We start from the raw sequence: 19,536 nt of genomic DNA, 5'->3' as shown, positions 1-19,536 counted from the left end.
GACAGCCTACTCAAACGACTGTGCGCCTTTCCGGTAGTGGGAACTACCGGAAAGGCGCACAGTGCAAAAGCCTTACTTCAGTTCTGCGAGAACCGTGCCCTGTGTGATGGCTGCGCCGGCCTCGACGGACAGTCCGGTGACGATACCGGCCTTGTGCGCGTTGACGGGGTTTTCCATCTTCATGGCCTCGAGGACAGCGATGAGGTCGCCTTCGGCAACTTCCTGGCCTTCGGTGACGGCAACCTTGACGACGGTGCCCTGCATCGGAGCGGTGACGGCGTCACCGGATGCTGCGCCGCCGCCGGCGCCGCCACGCTTGCGTGCCTTCGGCTTCTTGCGGATGGCACCGGATGCTGCGCCGCCGCCGTTGCCGAGCGAGAACTGTCCCGGGAGGGAAACCTCGACGCGACGTCCACCGACCTCGACGACAACGTTCTGACGCGGCAGAGCCTCGTCCTCGTCGTCGACCGGGGCACCGGAACCGGCGTACGGCTCGATGGTGTTTTCCCAGTCGGTTTCGATCCACTTGGTGTAGATGTCGAACTTCTCGCCGTTGCCGACGAATGCCGGGTTCTCGACGATGTGGCGGTGGAACGGGAGGACGGTCGCGAGGCCGTCGATCTCGAACTCGGCCAGAGCGCGCGAGGCACGCTGGAGGGCTTCTTCGCGGTTGGCTCCGGTGACGATGAGCTTGGCGAGCATGGAGTCGAACTGGCCGCCGATGACGTCGCCGGCAACAACACCGGAGTCGACGCGGACGCCGGGGCCCGAGGGCTCACGGTAGACGGAAACGGGGCCGGGAGCGGGCATGAAGCCGCGGCCGGCGTCCTCGCCGTTGATGCGGAACTCGAAGGAGTGTCCACGCGGGGTGGGATCTTCCTTGATGGAGAGCTCTTCACCGTTGGCGATGAGGAACTGCTGACGCACGAGGTCGATGCCTGCGGTCTCTTCCGTGACGGGGTGCTCGACCTGCAGGCGGGTGTTGACCTCGAGGAAGGAGATGGTGTCGCCCTGAACCAGGTACTCGACCGTTCCGGCGCCGTAGTAGCCGGCTTCCTTGCAGATGGCCTTCGCGGACGCGTGGATGCGCGCGCGCTGCTCGTCTGTCAGGAAGGGGGCCGGAGCCTCTTCGACGAGCTTCTGGAAACGACGCTGCAGCGAGCAGTCGCGGGTACCGGCAACAACGACGTTGCCGTGCTGGTCGGCGATGACCTGAGCTTCGACGTGGCGCGCCTTGTCGAGGTACTGCTCGACGAAGCACTCGCCGCGACCGAAGGCGGCGATGGCCTCACGGGTAGCGGATTCGAACAGCTCGGGGATTTCCTCGATGGTCTGGGCAACCTTCATGCCGCGTCCACCGCCGCCGAATGCTGCCTTGATGGCAACCGGGACACCGAATTCCTTGGCGAATGCGACGACCTCGTCGGCACCCTTGACGGGGTCCTTGGTGCCGGCTGCCATCGGAGCCTTGGCGCGCTCGGCGATGTGGCGAGCGGTGACCTTGTCGCCGAGGTCGCGGATGGACTGCGGTGACGGCCCGATCCAGATGAGGTTCGCGTCGATGACTGCCTGGGCGAAGTCGGCGTTCTCGGAGAGGAAGCCGTAGCCGGGGTGGATGGCGTCGGCGCCGGACTTACGGGCTGCGTCGAGAATCTTGTCGAATACGAGGTAGGACTCGGCGGAGGTCTGTCCACCGAGGGCAAACGCCTCGTCTGCGAGCTTCACGAACTGTGCGTCGGCATCGGGTTCGGCGTAGACAGCGACGCTGCCGTAGCCGGCGTCCTTGGCTGCCCGAATGACCCGCACCGCGATCTCACCGCGGTTCGCGACAAGCACCTTCGTAATGTGCGCGCTGGCATGACTGGGCACTGAGCCTCCTGTAGTTCGCATTATCTGTCTCCTTGGGTGTACTCACGGGGGAGTCACCGTTGGAGTTTTACTGGCATCGCTTCGGAGTGTATTCATCGCTTCGATGCAGGTTGTAACCGGATCGGTCTACCTGGGCCGTGCTCACGAAACGGTTTGCAAAGCTACCGACGAGTAGCCGGGAGCGTCGTTTGTCGGGTTCCTCTCTTCTCTGCCGGCGACCGTTTCTTCGATCGCTCGACGGAACGCCGCCACATACGTGTGCACCGACGAGTTTGCGGTGTCGTTGTTGGGATAGCGCACGGCAAGATTGAGACCCTGCGGGGTTCGATTGATCCAGAGGTAGACGTCATGGGTGTAGGCCTTGCTGCGCAGTGCGCGCGCCTTCCACTCCGGCCACTGTGCTGCTTCCGGGACAAATCGAACATCCATGTAGGACACCACAAATCGAGGCCGGATCGGAGTTCCGAGTTTCTCGCCGATGCGATCGAACGGTATCGCCGCCGCCGGTTTGCGTGTGGACATCGATGTGGCAGCCCGCTCGGCGAGAGTGTCGAAGGAGAGGTCGGACTCAATCGGGATGTCCAGTGGACACAAACCGACGAACCACCCCAGCGCGCCGGCCCATTCCTGAGCGGTGCGAGTGTGGATCGGCGTCACCACCCGGAAATGATCGACCCCGGCGACGTCATGTCCGACGGCGGCGAGGCGGCCCAGCAGTCCCGCGAAGTAGCCGACACCGCTCGCGGCGCACCTGGCGCTGAACGCCTTCGACTGATCGGTGTCCAGAAGCCACGTCGAGAGTCCGTTCTGGGACTCGGTTCCCCGATCGCCGATCGGCAGCGGAAACTGGGGGAGTCCGCCGTCTTCCAGGGCCTCTTGCCAGACGTCGAGAGCGGCGTCCTCGGCGTCTTGATCTGCCATCTGCTGGCGTTCCTGTGCCCCGAAATCGACGTAACTGCCGACCGGGAACAAGTTGGCCGGCTGGCCCGTCAGATTCTCGCGATACAGCGACGCGATCTCGTGTGCGATCAGGACGATGGAAAAACCGTCGATGATCGAGTGATCGGCCGCGAAGAACACTGTGAAGGGGCCGTCGTCGTTTCGCGGTGTGAGGGTCGCGAACACATACGACGGCCAACTGTGCGGCGACGCGAACTCGTCGAACAGGCGGTGCAGGTGCTCGAAGTTGACCTGGCTCGGCGAGTTGTATCCGTGATCGACAACGCCGATGTCGATTCCGTTCACAGGAACCGTGTGCCGAGTGATCTCACCCGATTCCGTATCGAGCGACGTGTGCGAGCGAAGAACCTCGTGTCGATCGATCCACTGCTGCAAAGTAATTCGGAAAGCCTCGAGGTCGAGTGCCCCGGGGATCTCGAAAGCTGTTCCCAGCCAGGACTGCCCGCCTGCGCCCGAGGACGAGCGCTGCAGGTGTGCCTCGTGGATGTACGACGCCGGGCGCGGATCAGGCGACCATTGACCGGTTGCGCACGGAAGCCATTCGACGAGCGATCCACTGGGAATCGCGTAGTCGGCAAGTTCGGTGAATTCCATGTTCTTGTACTCAGCCCCGCAAACGACGCTTGATACGGGCGAGCATCGCGGACATGCCGCGTAGGCGAAGAGGACTGACCGCTTCCGCGAGACCGAGCGCCGAGTAGAAATCGTCGGGAACCGCAAGGATCGCGTCGGCGCTCTGGCCGTCGAGGCCCTGGGCCAGGATGGAGGCAAAACCGCGAGTGGTCGGAGCTTCGGCGGGTGCGCTGAAATACAGCCGGACCTTGTCGCGATCGGCATCGTCCACCGAAAGGAACAGTGGCGACTGACATTCGGGAACGGGTTCCATGGCGTCTTGTTCGAGTTCGGCCGGCAGCGGCGGCAACTCGCGACTGAACTCGAGGAGAAGAGTGAGCTTGTCGGAGGTACCGACGGCTGCGAAGTCGTCGACTATCTCCGCCAGCGGCTCAGGCAGTTCGCTCATGCCGATGCTCCGGCGGGAACGTCTCCGGGCTCTTCGCCGACGGCGATCGGAACGCGCACGGCATTGCCCCATTCGGTCCAGGAACCGTCGTAGTTGCGGACGTCGGGGTAGCCGAGGAGGTGAGTGAGGACAAACCACGTGTGGCTCGAGCGCTCGCCGATACGGCAGTACGCCACGATCTTGTCTTCGCGCGACAGATCACCGTAGATCTCGTCGAGTTCTGTGCGCGTGCGGAAACGGCTGTCGGGGGCTGCGGCCTTGGCCCACGGAATGCTCCGGGCACTGGGGATGTGACCTCCGCGCAGCGCGCCCTCTTCCGGGTAATCGGGCATGTGCGTGCGTTCGCCGGTGTACTCCTGCGGTGACCGCACGTCGATCAGCGGACCGTCACCGAGATGTGCCAGGACATCGTCCTTGAAGGCGCGGATGGGAGTGTCGTTACGCGCGATCACCGGGTAATCGGTGGACGTGGCAAACGGGACGTCGAACGACGTGTCGCGGTTCTCCGCAATCCACGCGTCGCGGCCGCCGTCGAGCAGGCGGACGTCCTCGTGTCCGAACAGGGTGAACACCCACAGGGCGTATGCCGCCCACCAGTTGCTCTTGTCGCCGTAGATGACAACGGTATCGTCGCGGCTGATGCCCTTGCGGTTCATCAGGTCGGCAAAGGCCTCGCCGTCGATGTAATCGCGGGTCACCCGATCGTTGAGGTCGAGGTGCCAGTCGATCTTGACGGCGCCGGGGATGTGGCCGATGTCGTAGAGCAGAACGTCCTCGTCGGATTCGACCACCTTCAGTCCCGGCGCACCGATATTTGCCGACAGCCATTCAGTAGAGACCAACCGGTCGGGATTACTGAACTCGGCAAACGCGGGTGAAGGATCGGGGGCAACGGGCACGGGTGGCTCCTGTAAGGCGAATCGATCGGGTCGATAGACGGACTCCAACGATTCTAGGCGCTCCCCGCGCGTGAGTCGCTCGAACGCGCGCGAGGGCGCCCGCTCCCGCTGCCCCGAACCGGATCGAGCTAGATCAGCGGTGTTCCTGCTCCGATCGCCGAATCCCTCAATTGTTCGGTCAGGCTTCCGATCGGCGTCACGCCGCGCTCGCAGATGTCATGGAGAACCCGGTGCAGTTCGGTGAGGAAGTTCACCATCGTGACGTTCGCTACGTCGGTGTCCGGGAACCTCGATCGCAGGGACAGGCCGCGGTTTGTCCGTGAGATCCAGAACTGCGCGTCGTCGGCCACGGTGACATTGCTGATGTGGTGAGCGTTGAGTTCGTCGTGATCGTCGGTGCCGGGAAGCCTGCGGTAGTCGATGTACGAGACCATGAAGACATCGGTGCGAGTGCGACGGATCTTCTCGCCCAACGCATCACGAACCTGTGCCATCGTGAGACCTTCGAGTGTCAGTGCCACCCGGAACGACGCGTGCGTATGTGCCAGCGACGCCCCGAAATCGCGGTCCGGGGTGACCCGCACGGTGATCGGCGCGCTTGTGGTGAGCCAACCGATTGCGTCCGCCCAGCGTGGATCCTTACGGATGTGCAACGGAAACTGCAGTGGCAGTGTGGATCTCCCGGTAGTTGATTCCGTCGTCATTCCCATCGCCGTGAGAACTCCGGTGAAGACACTGCCACCTGCCGCGGTGCAGATCGAGTCGAATTCCGCTGTCCGTTCGGCATCGAGGAGAACCCGTACGTCCGCGCCCTGCGGCGCCGGATGTCCGGCTTCGACTCCGAGATCGAGGGGGAAACTCGGCGACGTGCCGCCGCAGATCTCGTAGAACCGCTCCCACTCTCGCAGGCGCGGGTCGTTCTCGATGGGAACCAGCCCGTCGGCTTCCAGTTCGCAGTAGCGCACGAAGCTGCCCGGATCGCCCAGGTGGCTCATGACGTCGGCAACCGCACTCGCGTCGTCAAGCGTGGGGAGGGCGTTCAAACCTTCGTAGATCTGACGAAGCTCACCGAGTGCGATGACCAGTGAATAGCCGTCCACCAAGGTGTGGTCGAACGCGCTCAGGACTGTGTAGTGCTCGGCCCGCTCCACGGTCGCGAAGGTGTACGCGGGGAACGTCAAGGGATCGCAGACCTCGGTGAACCGCTTCTTGAGATGACTGCGCAGTTCCGCAGTGGTGGCCGTCGTCATCGGTTCCGACGTGGCGATAGTTGCGGTCGCATGGTCCAGATCCATCCGAACCGCACCGAACTCACCGACCTCGAAGCCGGTGTGCAACGTGTCGTGGCGACTGATGAACAGGCGCAGAGCCAAATCCAGTGCTGGACGGTTCAATTGGCCGGGAAGATCGAAAGCTGCTGCCATCCAGACACTTCGGCCGACGCCATGGGTGCGCGCCGTCTCGAGGTGGAAATGCTGATTGTAGGACGGCGGAATCGCGGATTCGGTGACTGCGTCGTCAGCCGGCTGTAGTGACCATTCGGTGACGACGCCGGGTTCGAGGCCGTATCGGTCAATCGATGTCACGTGCATCAGGCGACGCCCGACGCGCGTGAAATCGAGTAATCACCTTGTGTGGCAACAGTTGTGATGATATTCGCCAGGTGCTTCGCGAAACGGGTGACCGACTCATGCGCGGTCGGGGTGTCGGGATGGGAAATCGCCATCCAGGTGCCGGTCTGCACCCGATTGATCCACATCGAGGCGATCTGCGTTTCCTTACCGCCGACGATGCCGGTGGCATTGGTCTCGACGTAGGTTTCCGATCCCGGAGTGCGGCGGCCGTCGATGTAGGAGACGATGGGGGGCGGCGTCAACGTCTTCGTAATACCGGTTGACGCTCCCGCGTCACCCATGGCCGCGAGCACGACGTCGATCACTTGTTGCACCGATACGTGCAGAAGTGATTTGCCCCGGTGATACGCCTGCTGACCGATCTCGGCCAGTTGCGTGAACGTCTGTTGCTCCCCGATGTCGATTCCGACCGGAATGAGATTGACGTACCAACCTTGTGAGAATGCGTCGGCTTCGGATCGAGTGCTGACCGGCGAGAGCGCAATGAACTTGTCGCGGCCGGCCAATTCGAATTCGGTGATGGCGAGCGCGGCGAAAATTCCACCGATGAAATTCGATCCGTTCTCCTTGCAGACCGCCCCGAATTTCTCGCATTCGATATCGTCGGCCAATTCGAACCGCGATCCGATCGCGGGTTTCGCAGTGTCCTCGGCACCGAGCGGCAGGGCGAATCCCGGGAACGACCCACCGCTGCGCATGAGATAGCCGAGCCACTCGTGAACCTCGGGAGATTCCATGGTCAAGGTCGCGGCGAGATCCTGCTCGGCCCGACCCAGCTGGGCGTAACTACCCGCAGCCGGAAGGTCGATGTCGGTTCCGGTCGTTTCGGCGGCGTAGCGTGCGCGCAGCTCCGCGTACGTCAGCACCATCGAATACATGTCGGTGTGCGCGTGATCGATCGCATGGAAAAGTGTGAAGCCGGGTGATTGGGGCGAGAGGTGCTCCACCGCGCCGAAGACAAACGCGGGCCAACTCAATCCGCTGGTCTCGGTGGCAAACTTTTGCTCGACCAGAGCGCGGACGTCCTCCGGATCACTCAGCTCCTGGCCTTCTCGGTATGTGAGATCGATGGTCTCCGGCGGCACCACATGGCGTCGCACCGGGAAGTTCGGGTCGCTCGGATCGGCCATCGCAGCGTCGAATGAGAACCAACTGTGCAGGGTGTCGTGCCGGCGGACGTACTTCGTCAGCGCACGCGTCATCGCCGCGCGGTCGAGCGGGCCGTCGAAATCGAAGGCGATGCCGATCCACGGCGACTGGGGATCGCCCTTCTCCGCAGCGATCCGCGCACGTCGGAAGTGACGGTCCTGCATCGTTGTAGGAGGTAGATCCCGATTGATCTCTGCTCCGGCAGCGCTCGCCGCGCAGGCGTCCGTGACCCCCCATTCGACCACCCTTCCGGGTTGTGGACGCCAATGGGTGATCAGATTCAGATCCATCGAGTAGGGCTCCTGCGCATGTCGTAAGAGAAGATCCGTCCTGGAGTTGGACAGACGATGAACTATCGCATTTGGGAGAACGGATTGTCTGTTCTTCCCTTTTCTAAACCGATAATGATTACAGCCACACCTACCGGACATTGTGGTCACATCCATAGTGACGTGTCCAGAATGCCGTCAGACGGACAGGGTGGCAACAACCTCGTCTAGTGTGGCCGGGTGCTTCCCACAACCCGTGATCGGTCGTCCGCCCCGTCGTCACTGACGCCGTGGCTCGGCCTCGCGACCAGCCTCGCCGCGGCATTCATGCAGCTGCTCGATGCAACGATCGTGAACGTGGCATTGCCCAGCATCGCCGTCGATCTGGGCGCCGGCGTCTCCGCGCAGCTGCTGATGGTAAGCGTGTACGTCCTGGCATTTGCCTGTTCCCTCATCACGGCAGCGCGTCTCGGCGACCTGTGGGGGCGTCGGGCGGTGTTTCTGACCGCATTGTCGGTGTTCGTGGTCGCGTCGCTGCTCTGTGGACTGGCGCAGAGTGCCACGATGCTTATCGTCTGTCGTGGTCTGCAGGGTCTCGCGGCAGGCTCGATGTCTGCGCAGACGTTTGCGATCATCTCAGGATTGTTTCCCAAATCCCGTCATCCACGGGTGTTCGGGATCTACGGAGCCACCATCGGTCTGGCAACGGTCAGTGGCCCGCTGATCGGCGGACTGCTGATCGAATGGAATCTCTTCGACTGGGGTTGGCGGCTGATTTTCTTCGTCAATATCCCGATCGGCATCGCCGCACTGATCGTGGGTTACTTCCATCTCGCCGACGCCAAGGCGAATTCTGTACGTTCGCTCGATCTGGTGGGCGCGCTGCTGTCGTCCGTCGCGCTCTTCCTGCTCATCTTCCCCCTGGCCGAGGGTCGCGCTCGCGGGTGGCCCACCCCGCTCGTCGTGATGATCGCGGCGTCGGTTCCGATCGCAGTGGCGTTTGTCCTCTACGAATATCGATTGGGAAAACGCGGCGGTGATCCCGTTCTGCGACTCGAACTCTTTCGAGACCGAGCATTTGCCGTCGGCGCAGCCCTGGCCTTCGTGTTCTTCGGCACTTTGACGTCGTTGATCTTCACGATCAGCCTGACGCTGCAGTTCGGATTCGGGTTCTCCCCACTTCGTGCCGGCGTCATGACATTGCCCTGGGCAGTGGGAATGGGCGTGGCGGCGGTGCTCTCGTCGGCGGTCTACCGGCTGCTCGGCAATCGCGTACTCATCGTGGGAATGGTGGTCTTTGCCGGATCACTGCTGACGCTCTCGACCATTCTCGGGAAGGTAGGGACCGATCCGTCCTGGCTTTCCCTGGCCGGGCCGCTGCTGATCGGCGGCGCCGGACTAGGGCTGTTCGTGGCGCCGTTGCAGACGGCCATTCTTGCTTCCGTGCGGCCGCAACACGCAGGTTCCGTGTCAGGCTTGCTGCCCACCGTGCAGCAAGTGGGCAGCTCGATCGGGCTGGCATTGATCGGAGTTGTGTTCTTTTCGCTCGTCGCCGGCAATGCGCCCGCAGCGGTGCAGGGGGAGCGCGAAAACTACGTCGCGACCCTCGAGGCAGCGGGCGTGAGCGAAGGTATCCGCGACATAGCCGAGAAGACCTTTGTCGACTGTGCGACAAGCCAACTCGAATCCGGCTCGCCGATGACGGTAGCGCCGGAATGCAGTTCGAAAGGCTCCGCCCTGGCAGCGAGTGGCCCCGCCCAGGTGGCCGTCTCGGCGGCGTATGCGTCCACCAGATCAGCGGCAGGAGAAGCCTTCCTGCAGGCCCAGCGCAGCGTGCTGACAATCATTTCCGTCATCGCGCTGGCGATTGCGCTTGCATCGCTGGGTCTGCCGAAGGTCAATACTCTTGTGTTGGAAGATCAGACTGAGTTGGAAGATCAAAAACTGCTCTGAGTGCGCCACAGGTCGGAGACCGAGACACCTACGCGCTCCAAAAGGGTTCGCACCAAAGGTAATCCGATGCCGATCACGCTCGACGGATCGCCCTCGATCTTCTCGACGAACCATCCGCCCAAGCTGTCCAGCGTGAAAGCGCCCGCAACCTGTAGGGGTTCGCCCGTGGCGAGGTACGCCTCGAGGTCCTCGGTGGACGGATTCGCGAAATGCACCACCGTGGCGCTGTGATCGGACGCGACCCGCACAATCTGACCTTCGATCACCCGCATCACGCAATGACCGGTGAGCAGAGTGGCACTACGGCCCGCCATCGCGGCCCAACGACGCCGCGCAATATCGACACTGCCCGGTTTTCCGTGCAGCTCACCGTCGATCAGAAGCATCGAATCACAACCGACGACAACAACATCGGTCAAACCGTCCGCCGCCAGGCCGGGAACGATCTCCGCGGCCTTTGCCTCGGCCAGCACCGTGACAACCTTCTGCGGGGCCGCATCCGGTCCGAGTTCACCCGCGATCTTGTCCTCGTCGACACCGGAAACACGTACAACAGGCAAAACCCCGGCCGCCCGCAAAACTGCGAGGCGTGCCGGGGATGCCGAAGCCAGAACTAGTTGAGTCACACAAGCAGGCTAGATCAGCCGCGCTACCCGAACGGGTTCAGGTACGCCGTCCGAACGGGTTCAGGTACGAGTACGGCGAGAACGGCGCACGCGTGCGATGGAACTGCGTCGGATCTCCCCACGTTTCGCTCGGGAGCGACTCGGCCGGAGCCGAACCACCCGATGCAGCGGCAAGGACGCTGACCAGCGCGGCAATCTCGACGTCGGTGGGCGAACCCTTGACGATCTTGATGACCGACGCATCCGAAACCGGGGTTTCGGCCTTTTCGGTCACCGCGGTGTCAGCGACGGCGCCGTCGACATCGGCACCGTTGACGGGCAAAGTCGCCACAACTGTGACCTCTTCCGTCGTGATGTCCTCGGTAATTGTGGTCATAGGGGAATGTTCCCATGCTTCTTGGGCGGAAGGGAAACGGACTTGCGCTCGAGCAGACGCAGAGCGGCAACGATCTGACCGCGGGTGTGTGACGGCGGGATGACTGCGTCGACGTATCCACGCTCGGCCGCCACGTACGGGTTGACGAGGGTGTCCTCGTACTCGTTCTGCAGCTTGAGGCGCAATGCGTCGACGTCGTCGCCGTTCTTCGCGGCTTCGAGAAGCTGCTTGCGGTAGACGAATCCGACGGCTCCCGATGCGCCCATGACGGCGATTTGTGCGGTCGGCCAAGCCAGGTTGAGGTCGGCGCCCATGTGCTTGGAGCCCATGACGTCGTACGCTCCGCCGTACGCCTTGCGGGTGATGACGGTGATCTTGCCCACAGTGGCCTCGCCGTACGCGTACAGCAACTTCGCGCCGCGGCGGATGATGCCGTTGTATTCCTGCTCGGTGCCCGGGAGGAAGCCGGGAACGTCGACGAGCGTGATGATAGGGACGTTGAACGCATCGCAGGTGCGGACGAAGCGCGCAGCCTTCTCGGATGCGTCGATGTCGAGGCAACCGGCGAACTGCATCGGCTGGTTGGCGACAATGCCGACGCTGCGGCCGTCGACGCGACCGAAGCCGACGATGATGTTCATCGCGCGCTCGGCCTGGACCTCGAGGAACTCGTCGTCGTCGAGGATGCGACGGATGACCTCGTGCATGTCGTACGGCTGGTTCGCCGAATCCGGGATCAGGGTGTCGAGTTCGATGTCCTCGGCGGTGAGGCTCTCCTCGATGGATCCGACGATCGGATCGGTGATCTCGCCGCGCGGTGCTGCTGCCTGGTTGTTGCTGGGCAGGTAGCTCAGCAGGTCCTTGACGTAGTCGAGGGCGTCCTGCTCGCCGGATGCGACGTAGTGCGCGACACCGGACTTGACCATGTGGGTGCGTGCGCCGCCCAGGTCTTCCATGGTGACGTCTTCGCCGGTGACGGTCTTGATGACGTCGGGGCCGGTGACGAACATCTGCGAGGTCTCGTCGACCATCACGACGAAGTCCGTCAGTGCGGGGGAGTACACGTGGCCACCGGCAGCGGGGCCCATGATCAGAGAGATCTGCGGGATGACGCCGGACGCCTGGACGTTGCGGTGGAAGATCTCGCCGTACAGGCCGAGTGAGACGACGCCTTCCTGGATGCGGGCTCCGGCGCCTTCGTTGATGCCGACCAGCGGGCGGCCGGTGCGGATCGCGAGGTCCATGACCTTGACGATCTTCTCACCGTAGATTTCGCCGAGCGATCCACCGAAGACGGTGGCGTCCTGGCTGAAGACACAGACGTCGCGGCCGTCGATGGTGCCGTAACCGGTGACGACGCCGTCGCCGACGGGACGGTTCTCGGCCAGGCCGAAGTTCACCGAGCGGTGACGGGCGAGGGCGTCGAGTTCGACGAACGAACCCTCGTCGAGGAGGGCGGTGATGCGCTCACGGGCGGTCAGCTTGCCTTTGGCGTGAACTTTGTCGATGGCGGCTTCGCCACTCGGGGCTTGCGCCTGCGCTTGCCGGATCCGCAGATCCGCGAGCTTTCCCGCGGTCGTATGGATATCGGGTGCGGTCGCCGCCTCCGGCGCGTTGGGCTCTTGGACAGTGGTCATGAGTCGTGAGCTTAACGAGGCTGCTCGGGCCGGTTCGAAGGCAGGTCCGTTTGTTGCGGTTTCGCCCGCCTAAGCTACTGACCAGTACATTTTGCACGTCGCTTTAGGCTGGGACTATGTGGACTGATCTGAACCGACCACCCCTCGATCAAGCGGCGTTGCGACGCGCACTCGTGCGCAGCGACGGCAACAGCGATGCACGAGCGTTCTGGAACCGGCTCGACGTCGTCGAGCGCACCGGGTCGACCAACGCGGACCTCTTGGCACGCGCGTCGGATCCGGGCGCTGATCGTCATGTGCTGCTCGCAGAACATCAGGAAAGCGCGCGCGGGCGACACGCGCGCACGTGGGTCAGCCCCGCGCAGGCCCAGATATCGATGTCGGTTCTGCTGGGGATGCCCGGACTGAACCTCGCCGACATGGGGTGGCTGCCGCTGCTCACCGGTATCGCCGTCGTCGACGCATTGCGCACGGTGGCCGAGGTGCCCGCAGAACTGAAGTGGCCCAACGACGTTCTGATCGGAGACAAGAAAGTGGCCGGCATTCTCGCCGAGGTCGCGCGGACCACCCCGGAACCCGCGGTGGTCGTCGGAATCGGATTGAACGTCAGTCTGGGCGCCGAGGAACTGCCGGTGCCGACGGCCACGTCGCTCCTTCTCGAAAACGCGGAAACCGTCGACCGGGACACGTTGGTGCGGGCGCTGGCCCGGGAACTGGCGCGACAGTTCCGTGACTGGGAGAACTCGGGGTGGGACACCGCGGTACTGGCAGCCGAATACCGCGAGCGCTGCGGAACTCTCGGCAAGCGGGTGCGTGCGGTCCTGCCCGGAGACAAGGAAGTTTTCGGCACAGCGACGGACATCGACACATCCGGTCGCGTAGTCATCGAGATCGAGGGAAGTGGCGGCGAGACATTTGCCGTTGCCGCAGGTGACATCACGCATTTGCGGGCGGCGCCGATCACGGACTAGAAAAACAGCGAGTCGTGTCCGTTTTTGGTCGATCGGGTGCTATTTTTCGGTCATGACCACACCGATCGTGCTTCCGACCGAATCAGAAATGGCAGAAAGCGCCCGGCGCGTGCTGACCGGCATGACTGTGCTGCTCGGCCTCCTGACGCTCGGCCTCGGTATCGCAGTTCTCGTGTGGCCAAACGCCACACTGTTTGTCGTCGCGGTAGTGATCGCCATCCAGCTGTTCGCGTTCGGCATCGTGCAGATCATCCGTTCCTTCGCCGACGTCACCGCGAGCGGCGGCACTCGCACGCTCGTCGCGATCTCGGGCGCGCTGGCAGTGCTGCTCGGATTCCTCGTCCTGCGTAGTCCGCTGCAGACCGTTGTGCTGATCGCCTTGGTGATCGGTGCCTGGTGGGTGTTCCGCGGTGTACTCGACATCATCGCCGCGGCGTCCGGTGGCACGGCGGATCGTGGCCTGTCGATCGTGCTCGGTGTCATCAGCATCGTGGCCGGCGCGGTTGTGCTGCTGCAGCCCGAGTTGTCTCTCGAGGTCTTCCGCATCGTCGTCGGTGTCTGGATGGTGCTGTACGGCATCGTCATCGTCATCACGCCGTTCGTGTTGCGCAAGCTCGCCCAGAACTGATCAGATCAGGGCTGCGCAAGCTCGCCCAGCCTTAACCTGTCCGGGGTAGATGGCACACTTCCCGTCATGGGATATCCGGAAGATGCGCTCGCCCAGGACGAGGAACTGATCCTGCATCGGCATCCACACTGGAAGATGCTGGTGATTCCAGCGCTCACGTTTGTCCTGGCGACGGCCGTGGCAGGGTTCTTACTCGGCGTGACACAGAATCAGGTCGACGGGACAGCGCGCACCGTGCTGTCGATCGTGATCGGCGTCGTCTGGCTCGGCGTTGTCGCCTGGCGATCGGTGGCGCCGTTCACGGTCTGGAAGTTCACGCATTTCATCGTCACCGATCGACGGGTCCTGATTCGGCAAGGTGTGTTGACCCACACCGGAATCGACATCCCGATGGGCCGGATCAGCAACGTCCAGTTCCGGCACGGCCCCGTCGACCGGCTTCTCAAGACCGGCACGCTCGTGATCGCGTCGGCCAGTGACGATCCGCTCGAATTCGACGACATCCCGGACGTGGAGCACGTGCACTCGCTGCTCTATCACCAGGTTTTCGATTCCACGCAGCAACAGCACGAGCGAAACCGCCCCGAGGATCAGGGCGAAGATGACGGAAACGCTTGGTAATCACCGCGCAAAGGCTCGCTGTCCGTACGCTGTCCCTGTGACTGCCGTATTGCTAGCCGAAGACGACGAGGCCATTGCCGCACCACTTGCCCGAGCATTGGGGCGGGAGGGGTACACGGTCACAGTGGAACAGACCGGTCCTGCCGCATTGCAGCAGGCGCTCGAAGGTGACTTCGATCTGCTGATCCTCGATTTGGGGCTGCCCGGTATGGACGGGCTCGAGGTGTGCCGACAGATTCGCGCTCATCGGACGACGTTGGCCGTGCTGATGCTGACCGCCCGTACCGACGAGGTCGATTTTGTCGTCGGTCTCGACGCCGGCGCCGACGATTACGTGGGCAAGCCCTTCCGGTTGGCCGAACTCATGGCCCGGGTGCGCGCGCTCCTACGTCGACACGGCAGTCGTGAGGACAGCATCGTCGAGGTCGGCGGTATCCGGCTCGAGCCGGCGGCGCGGCGTGTCCTGGTCAACGGCTCCGAGATCGCCTTGGCGAACAAGGAATACGAACTTCTGCGGGTGCTCCTCGAACACGCGGGCGAAGTCGTCTCCCGCGACGCGATCCTGCGTGAGGTCTGGGGCGACGTCGAGCTACGCGGCTCGAAGACCTTGGACATGCACATGTCCTGGCTGCGCCGGAAGATCGGCGACGAGGGTCCTGCTGTCGAACGTCGAATTGCCACTGTGCGCGGCGTCGGCTTCCGCATCAACACGGACTAGTTCGCTCGATGCGTCGGCGCATTCTTCAGTCGATTCTCGGGGTCGTCATCCTCACCGCGTTGTTGCTCGGTGTTCCGCTCATCTACACGGCTTGGTTGTGGGTCGAAGACGTGAGCCGCAACGATTTACGGGTACGGCTCGATCGCATGGCCACCGAGGTGATCGCCCAGGAAGGCTCCAACGGCGTTGTCGACGGAATCCTCAACACCGACGCACTCCGATTGCTCACCCCCAACGACGCTCGATTGGTGGTCGTGTATCCGACAACCTCGGACGGGGCCGCTCGCGTCGACATCGGCGAGGCGGTAGTGAAAAATCCGCTGGTCGAGTCGTTGGCGATGGGATCGTCCGGGTCACTGCGCCTCGAAGTGCCGTCGGAGAGATTGCGGACGCAGCAGAAGCAGGCAGTGGGGGCGGTGGGGGTTTTGGTCCTTCTTGCGGTCACCACCGGAGCCGTCGTCGCGGTGGTCACGGCACGTCGCCTGGCCGGCCCCCTGCAGGACGTCGCCGAACGGGCGGCGAGGTTGGCCGAAGGTGATTTCCGACCGGACCCACGACGTCACGACATTCCCGAACTCGACCGCGTGTCCGATGTCCTCGATGCAGCGACTGTCGAGATTGCCGGCCGACTGCAGCGAGAGCGAGCGCTGGTCGCGGACGTCTCGCACCAACTGCGTAGCCGACTCACCGCAGTGCGGCTGCGGCTGGACGAGTTGTCGGTGCACAGCGACCCTGATGTCGTTCACGAAGCTGAAGAAGCCATGGCCCAGGTGGATCGGCTGACGGAGGGAATCGACGAGTTGGTGCGGTCCTCGCGCAGCAGCGGTTCCGCAGCCACAACAGTCTCGGTGGTCAGCGAACTCGAAGGCGTCTGCGGGGATTGGCGGCCGCAGTTCGAGGATGCCGGACGAGCGCTCCGGTTGACCGGTGACCGCGGCGTGACAGCGTCGACAACGGGCTCTCGCCTGCGCGAAGCCGTATCCGTTCTGGTCGACAATGCTTTTGCCCACGGCGATGGAACCTGCACGGTATCCGTTCGATTGATCGACGGAGCTCCCAGGCGCGAAGCGATGGTCTGTATCGAGGTGACCGACGAAGGCGGCGGGGTGGACAACAACCTCGCTCCGCACATTTTCGATCGAGGCTTCTCCGGGGCAGGGTCGACCGGCGTCGGATTGGCGCTCGCGCGGGCGTTGATCGAAGCGGACGGCGGTCGGCTCGAGCTACAACGTCGAACGCCGGCACTGTTTGCGGTGTTCCTGCCGGTGGCGTCCGAAAAGCCGGTGGACGTCGGCACGCTGCGTGAACCCCGCTGACGCGAAGCGTGGACCTCGCTGAGTCTCTCAGGCTTGGTCGAGTTCTTCTTCGGTGCGGTCATCGCTGACAATCTCGGCGTTCTCTTCCGGGAACACGAATTTACGGAACGACCAGAAGCGGAACACCATCTGCAGGAGATTGCCGATGACATAGGCGCTGATGAAGTCGGCGATATTCTCCGTCGTCAAGCTGACTTCGGGAACGCGCAGGTTGAAGACGTAACTGGAGATGTACAACGGAATGAAGCTGATCACCACGCCGATCGCGCTGATGAAGAAGAACAGCGCTGCCTCGTGGGCAGGTTCGCGTCCGCCTCGATTCTTGAACGACCACTCACGGTTGAGGATGTACGACGCGATCACCGCTATGACGCCGGCGATGATCTTGGCCGTGATCGGCTTGGATTCGAGGATTGAGAGCTTGAGTGTGTAGAAGATGCCCGAGTCGATCAGGAAGGTGGTTCCGCCGACGATTGCGAACTTGATCAGCTCGCTGTGGCGCAGGGCAATGTCTCGAAACGGCTGGGGTATGCGGGCGATTACCCCGTCGACAAATGACACAACAGATGAGTTTACGAAAGAAAACCACGCCGTCATGGTTTTGTTCGGAAATCATCAGCAGAATCACAGACAGGGTCTGTCAGCGGAAGCCCCCGCCCCAGCGCGTGTCGACATCCGGCGCATGACAACATAGAGAGCCGTGACCGGCAATAACGACGCAGTTCAGTCTTCCCCCCGCCCGACCACCGCGCGACCGGCGAACAAGGCCATGCCTGTCGTCACCATGATCGGTGGTGGACAGCTCGCGCGCATGACGCACCAGGCAGCCGTTGCCCTCGGCCAGACGCTCCGGGTGCTGTCCGGGACGGCCGGCGAGCCGGCCGCGCAGGTCAGCCCCGATGTTGTTCTCGGCAGCCACGACGACTTGGACGCGCTGCGCCGCGCCGCTGTTGGATCCACTGCGCTCACGTTCGATCACGAGCAGGTTCCGACCGAACATCTCGAGGTGCTGGTCGCCGAGGGTGTCAACGTGCAGCCGCCGCCGCAGGCACTGATCTTCGCTCAGGACAAACTGCTGATGCGTCGTAAATTGGCCGAACTGGGCGCACCGGTGCCCGCGTACGCCGAGGTCACGTGGGCCGAGGACGTCGTACGTTTCGGCGCCGAGCACGGCTGGCCGGTTGTCATCAAGGCAACACGCGGCGGATACGACGGCCGCGGTGTGTGGATCACCGACGACTCCGACGAAGCCGAGGCGATCGTCACCGAGCAGTTGGACAAGGGTGTTCCGCTGATCGTCGAGGAAATGGTCTCGATGCGCCGCGAACTGTCGGCGATGGTGGCGCGGTCACCGTTCGGTCAGGGGGCGTCGTGGCCCGTCGTGGAGACCGTGCAGCGCAACGGCCAGTGCGCCGTTGTCATCGCGCCGGCTCCAGATCTGCCCGGTGCCGTGGCCGCAGAAGCGGAACAGCTTGCGCTGCGCATCGCGTCGGAGCTCGGGGTTGTCGGTGCGATGGCCATGGAACTGTTCGAGACGACCGACGGCCGTCTCGTAGTCAACGAATTGGCGATGCGCCCGCACAACTCGGGTCACTGGACCATGGACGGTGCCCGGACGTCGCAGTTCGAGCAGCACTTGCGCGCCGTTCTCGACTACCCGCTCGGCGATACGTCGCCGATTGCTCCGGTCACGGTGATGGCCAATGTTCTCGGTGCTCCCGAAGCTCCCGAGATGAGCATGGACGAGCGTGTCCACCACCTCTTCGCCCGGATGCCCGACGCCAAGATTCACCTGTACGGCAAGGGCGAGCGCAAGGACCGCAAGATCGGCCACGTCAACATCGTGGGCGGGGCAGGCTCGATCGACGACCCGAATTACGTTGCCGCAGTTCGTGAACGAGCTGAGCGGGCAGCGCACTGGCTTTCGTATGCAGTATGGACCGACGGATGGGATGTACACGGTGAGTGAGAGCATGAGCGCACAGGTCGGCCTGATCATGGGCAGCGACTCCGATTGGCCGACGATGGAAGCCGCAGCCGAAGCGCTCGCAGAGTTCGGGATTCGCTTCGAGGTCGGCGTGGTCTCGGCGCACCGCACACCGCAGCGCATGCTCGACTACGCGAAGGACGCTGCCGGCCGTGGCATCAAGGTCATCATCGCCGGCGCGGGCGGCGCAGCGCACCTGCCCGGGATGGTCGCCTCGGCAACGCCGTTGCCGGTCATCGGTGTACCGGTTCCGCTGAAGTACCTCGACGGTATGGACTCGCTGCTGTCCATCGTCCAGATGCCTGCCGGTGTTCCGGTCGCCACGGTGTCGATCGGTGGAGCCCGCAATGCCGGTCTGCTCGCCGCGCGAATCCTCGGTGCTTCGGACCCCGCGCTGCAGGCAGCCATGGTGGCATTCCAGGAAAGCCTCGAGACCATGGTGCTCGAGAAGGACAAGGCGCTGCGCGAAAAGCTGCTCGGCTGAGAAGCTGATCGGCTGGGATTTTTCATGCGTGAACGATGCGGCCTGCCCCTGCCCCTGATCCGAGCCAGTCGGGGCAGCGCGCAGGCCGCACTCGTTACGCGGGTGGCGCTGCTCTACGCCCGAGCGCTGGGTGCGCGCATCACCTTCGACGACGAGTTCGGAATCTTCGTCGCCTCCGGGATGCGGCGCGGATTTGCCCGCGGCGGAACAACTCTCGGTGGTGTGTATCTGACCCGCCGGAATATTACTCGGGCAGTACTGCGTCACGAGGCGATTCACGCTGACCAATGGGCCAGGCACGGACTGGCATTCGGACCGAAGTACCTGCGCGAGGAACTGCGCCACCCGGGCGTGCGAAACAAGTTCGAGATCGAAGCCGGGCTGGCAGACGGCGGGTATCGCGTCTGAGTAGCGCTAC

The 19,536-nt window shown here is 63.4% G+C and carries 19 protein-coding genes; 9 read left to right on the top strand and 10 right to left on the bottom strand.

What is annotated here, in order from left to right; translation table 11 throughout:
• Positions 1 to 72: 72 nt before the first annotated feature.
• From V2B23_RS19525 to V2B23_RS19500, 6 genes are all read right to left on the bottom strand, one after another.
• Entirely contained in the window at positions 73 to 1,869 is a 1,797-nt protein-coding gene (locus V2B23_RS19525) for an acetyl/propionyl/methylcrotonyl-CoA carboxylase subunit alpha (RefSeq protein ID WP_430951849.1), read from the bottom strand.
• Between the two features lie 141 nt (positions 1,870 to 2,010).
• On the bottom strand, positions 2,011 to 3,423 hold the full coding sequence (locus tag V2B23_RS19520) for a condensation domain-containing protein (RefSeq protein ID WP_430951848.1): 1,413 nt from the start codon (positions 3,421 to 3,423) through the stop codon (positions 2,011 to 2,013).
• A gap of 10 nt (positions 3,424 to 3,433) precedes the next feature.
• A complete protein-coding gene (locus V2B23_RS19515) occupies positions 3,434 to 3,850 on the bottom strand; it encodes a SufE family protein (RefSeq protein ID WP_033231228.1) in 417 nt (138 codons plus the stop codon).
• Positions 3,847 to 4,749: a sulfurtransferase gene (locus tag V2B23_RS19510; RefSeq protein ID WP_430951847.1), complete on the bottom strand. Its 903-nt coding sequence runs from the start codon at positions 4,747 to 4,749 to the stop codon at positions 3,847 to 3,849. The genes V2B23_RS19515 and V2B23_RS19510 overlap by 4 nt, the downstream gene beginning before the upstream one ends.
• A 128-nt stretch (positions 4,750 to 4,877) precedes the next feature.
• Positions 4,878 to 6,341, bottom strand: a complete 1,464-nt coding sequence (locus V2B23_RS19505; protein ID WP_430951846.1) for a condensation domain-containing protein — start codon at positions 6,339 to 6,341, stop codon at positions 4,878 to 4,880.
• The gene (locus V2B23_RS19500; RefSeq protein ID WP_430951845.1) at positions 6,341 to 7,822 is read right to left on the bottom strand and encodes a condensation domain-containing protein; all 1,482 of its coding nucleotides are present in this window, start codon (positions 7,820 to 7,822) and stop codon (positions 6,341 to 6,343) included. The genes V2B23_RS19505 and V2B23_RS19500 overlap by 1 nt, the downstream gene beginning before the upstream one ends.
• Positions 7,823 to 8,041: 219 nt before the next feature.
• Here V2B23_RS19500 and V2B23_RS19495 point away from each other — a divergent pair, with 219 nt between their 5' ends.
• Positions 8,042 to 9,754, top strand: coding sequence for a DHA2 family efflux MFS transporter permease subunit (locus V2B23_RS19495; protein ID WP_430951844.1), 1,713 nt, complete (start codon positions 8,042 to 8,044; stop codon positions 9,752 to 9,754).
• Here the strand turns inward: V2B23_RS19495 and V2B23_RS19490 are convergent.
• From V2B23_RS19490 to V2B23_RS19480, 3 genes are read right to left on the bottom strand one after another with little or no spacing between them, the layout of a single operon-like run.
• A complete protein-coding gene (locus V2B23_RS19490; protein ID WP_430951843.1) occupies positions 9,739 to 10,380 on the bottom strand; it encodes a Maf family protein in 642 nt (213 codons plus the stop codon). The two genes, V2B23_RS19495 and V2B23_RS19490, sit on opposite strands and share 16 nt — an antisense overlap.
• A gap of 37 nt (positions 10,381 to 10,417) precedes the next feature.
• Positions 10,418 to 10,756: an acyl-CoA carboxylase epsilon subunit gene (locus V2B23_RS19485; RefSeq protein ID WP_430951842.1), complete on the bottom strand. Its 339-nt coding sequence runs from the start codon at positions 10,754 to 10,756 to the stop codon at positions 10,418 to 10,420.
• Positions 10,753 to 12,393, bottom strand: coding sequence for an acyl-CoA carboxylase subunit beta (locus V2B23_RS19480; RefSeq protein ID WP_033231222.1), 1,641 nt, complete (start codon positions 12,391 to 12,393; stop codon positions 10,753 to 10,755). The genes V2B23_RS19485 and V2B23_RS19480 overlap by 4 nt, the downstream gene beginning before the upstream one ends.
• Positions 12,394 to 12,509: 116 nt before the next feature.
• Between V2B23_RS19480 and V2B23_RS19475 the strand changes: the two genes are divergently transcribed.
• The 5 genes from V2B23_RS19475 (at position 12,510) to V2B23_RS19455 (ending at position 16,647) form a co-directional block, all read left to right on the top strand.
• Entirely contained in the window at positions 12,510 to 13,364 is an 855-nt protein-coding gene (locus V2B23_RS19475; RefSeq protein ID WP_430951841.1) for a biotin--[acetyl-CoA-carboxylase] ligase, read from the top strand.
• Between the two features lie 52 nt (positions 13,365 to 13,416).
• Complete coding sequence (locus V2B23_RS19470) at positions 13,417 to 13,992, top strand: HdeD family acid-resistance protein (protein WP_430951840.1); 576 nt, start codon at positions 13,417 to 13,419, stop codon at positions 13,990 to 13,992.
• Between the two features lie 66 nt (positions 13,993 to 14,058).
• Positions 14,059 to 14,613 carry a PH domain-containing protein gene (locus V2B23_RS19465; RefSeq protein WP_430951839.1) on the top strand — a complete coding sequence of 185 codons (555 nt, stop codon included), beginning with the start codon at positions 14,059 to 14,061 and terminating at the stop codon, positions 14,611 to 14,613.
• Between the two features lie 37 nt (positions 14,614 to 14,650).
• Positions 14,651 to 15,331 (top strand): response regulator transcription factor, encoded by a 681-nt coding sequence (locus tag V2B23_RS19460; protein WP_033231510.1) that lies wholly within the window; start codon positions 14,651 to 14,653, stop codon positions 15,329 to 15,331.
• Positions 15,332 to 15,339: 8 nt separating this feature from the next.
• Positions 15,340 to 16,647, top strand: a complete 1,308-nt coding sequence (locus V2B23_RS19455; RefSeq protein ID WP_430951838.1) for a sensor histidine kinase — start codon at positions 15,340 to 15,342, stop codon at positions 16,645 to 16,647.
• 27 nt (positions 16,648 to 16,674) lie between these two features.
• On the opposite strand, the gene V2B23_RS19450 is transcribed toward V2B23_RS19455, so the two are convergent.
• Positions 16,675 to 17,208, bottom strand: a complete 534-nt coding sequence (locus V2B23_RS19450; protein WP_430951837.1) for a GtrA family protein — start codon at positions 17,206 to 17,208, stop codon at positions 16,675 to 16,677.
• A gap of 139 nt (positions 17,209 to 17,347) precedes the next feature.
• On the opposite strand from V2B23_RS19450, the gene V2B23_RS19445 reads away from it, so the two are divergent.
• From V2B23_RS19445 to V2B23_RS19435, 3 genes are read left to right on the top strand one after another with little or no spacing between them, the layout of a single operon-like run.
• Positions 17,348 to 18,616, top strand: a complete 1,269-nt coding sequence (locus tag V2B23_RS19445; RefSeq protein ID WP_430951836.1) for a 5-(carboxyamino)imidazole ribonucleotide synthase — start codon at positions 17,348 to 17,350, stop codon at positions 18,614 to 18,616.
• Positions 18,600 to 19,118 carry a 5-(carboxyamino)imidazole ribonucleotide mutase gene (gene purE / locus V2B23_RS19440; RefSeq protein WP_045070614.1) on the top strand — a complete coding sequence of 173 codons (519 nt, stop codon included), beginning with the start codon at positions 18,600 to 18,602 and terminating at the stop codon, positions 19,116 to 19,118. The genes V2B23_RS19445 and purE overlap by 17 nt, the downstream gene beginning before the upstream one ends.
• A 24-nt stretch (positions 19,119 to 19,142) precedes the next feature.
• A complete protein-coding gene (locus V2B23_RS19435; protein ID WP_430951835.1) occupies positions 19,143 to 19,526 on the top strand; it encodes a hypothetical protein in 384 nt (127 codons plus the stop codon).
• Positions 19,527 to 19,536 lie beyond the last annotated feature (10 nt).

This window comes from Rhodococcus sp. 24CO (assembly GCF_050586165.1).
Taxonomy (GTDB): domain Bacteria; phylum Actinomycetota; class Actinomycetes; order Mycobacteriales; family Mycobacteriaceae; genus Rhodococcus_F.
This window is presented reverse-complemented; position numbering and strand designations above follow the sequence as displayed.

Bases quoted from the DNA above. Each gene is read 5' to 3' on its own strand.
- V2B23_RS19520 (WP_430951848.1), bottom strand. From the start codon at position 3,423: ATGGAATTCACCGAACTTGCCGACTACGCGATTCCCAGTGGATCGCTC.
- V2B23_RS19515 (WP_033231228.1), bottom strand. From the start codon at position 3,850: ATGAGCGAACTGCCTGAGCCGCTGGCGGAGATAGTCGACGACTTCGCA.
- V2B23_RS19505 (WP_430951846.1), bottom strand. From the start codon at position 6,341: ATGCACGTGACATCGATTGACCGATACGGCCTCGAACCCGGCGTCGTC.
- V2B23_RS19500 (WP_430951845.1), bottom strand. From the start codon at position 7,822: ATGGATCTGAATCTGATCACCCATTGGCGTCCACAACCCGGAAGGGTG.
- V2B23_RS19485 (WP_430951842.1), bottom strand. From the start codon at position 10,756: ATGACCACAATTACCGAGGACATCACGACGGAAGAGGTCACAGTTGTG.
- V2B23_RS19480 (WP_033231222.1), bottom strand. From the start codon at position 12,393: ATGACCACTGTCCAAGAGCCCAACGCGCCGGAGGCGGCGACCGCACCC.
- V2B23_RS19475 (WP_430951841.1), top strand. From the start codon at position 12,510: ATGTGGACTGATCTGAACCGACCACCCCTCGATCAAGCGGCGTTGCGA.
- V2B23_RS19470 (WP_430951840.1), top strand. From the start codon at position 13,417: ATGACCACACCGATCGTGCTTCCGACCGAATCAGAAATGGCAGAAAGC.
- V2B23_RS19465 (WP_430951839.1), top strand. From the start codon at position 14,059: ATGGGATATCCGGAAGATGCGCTCGCCCAGGACGAGGAACTGATCCTG.
- V2B23_RS19455 (WP_430951838.1), top strand. From the start codon at position 15,340: ATGCGTCGGCGCATTCTTCAGTCGATTCTCGGGGTCGTCATCCTCACC.
- purE (WP_045070614.1), top strand. From the start codon at position 18,600: ATGTACACGGTGAGTGAGAGCATGAGCGCACAGGTCGGCCTGATCATG.
- V2B23_RS19435 (WP_430951835.1), top strand. From the start codon at position 19,143: ATGCGTGAACGATGCGGCCTGCCCCTGCCCCTGATCCGAGCCAGTCGG.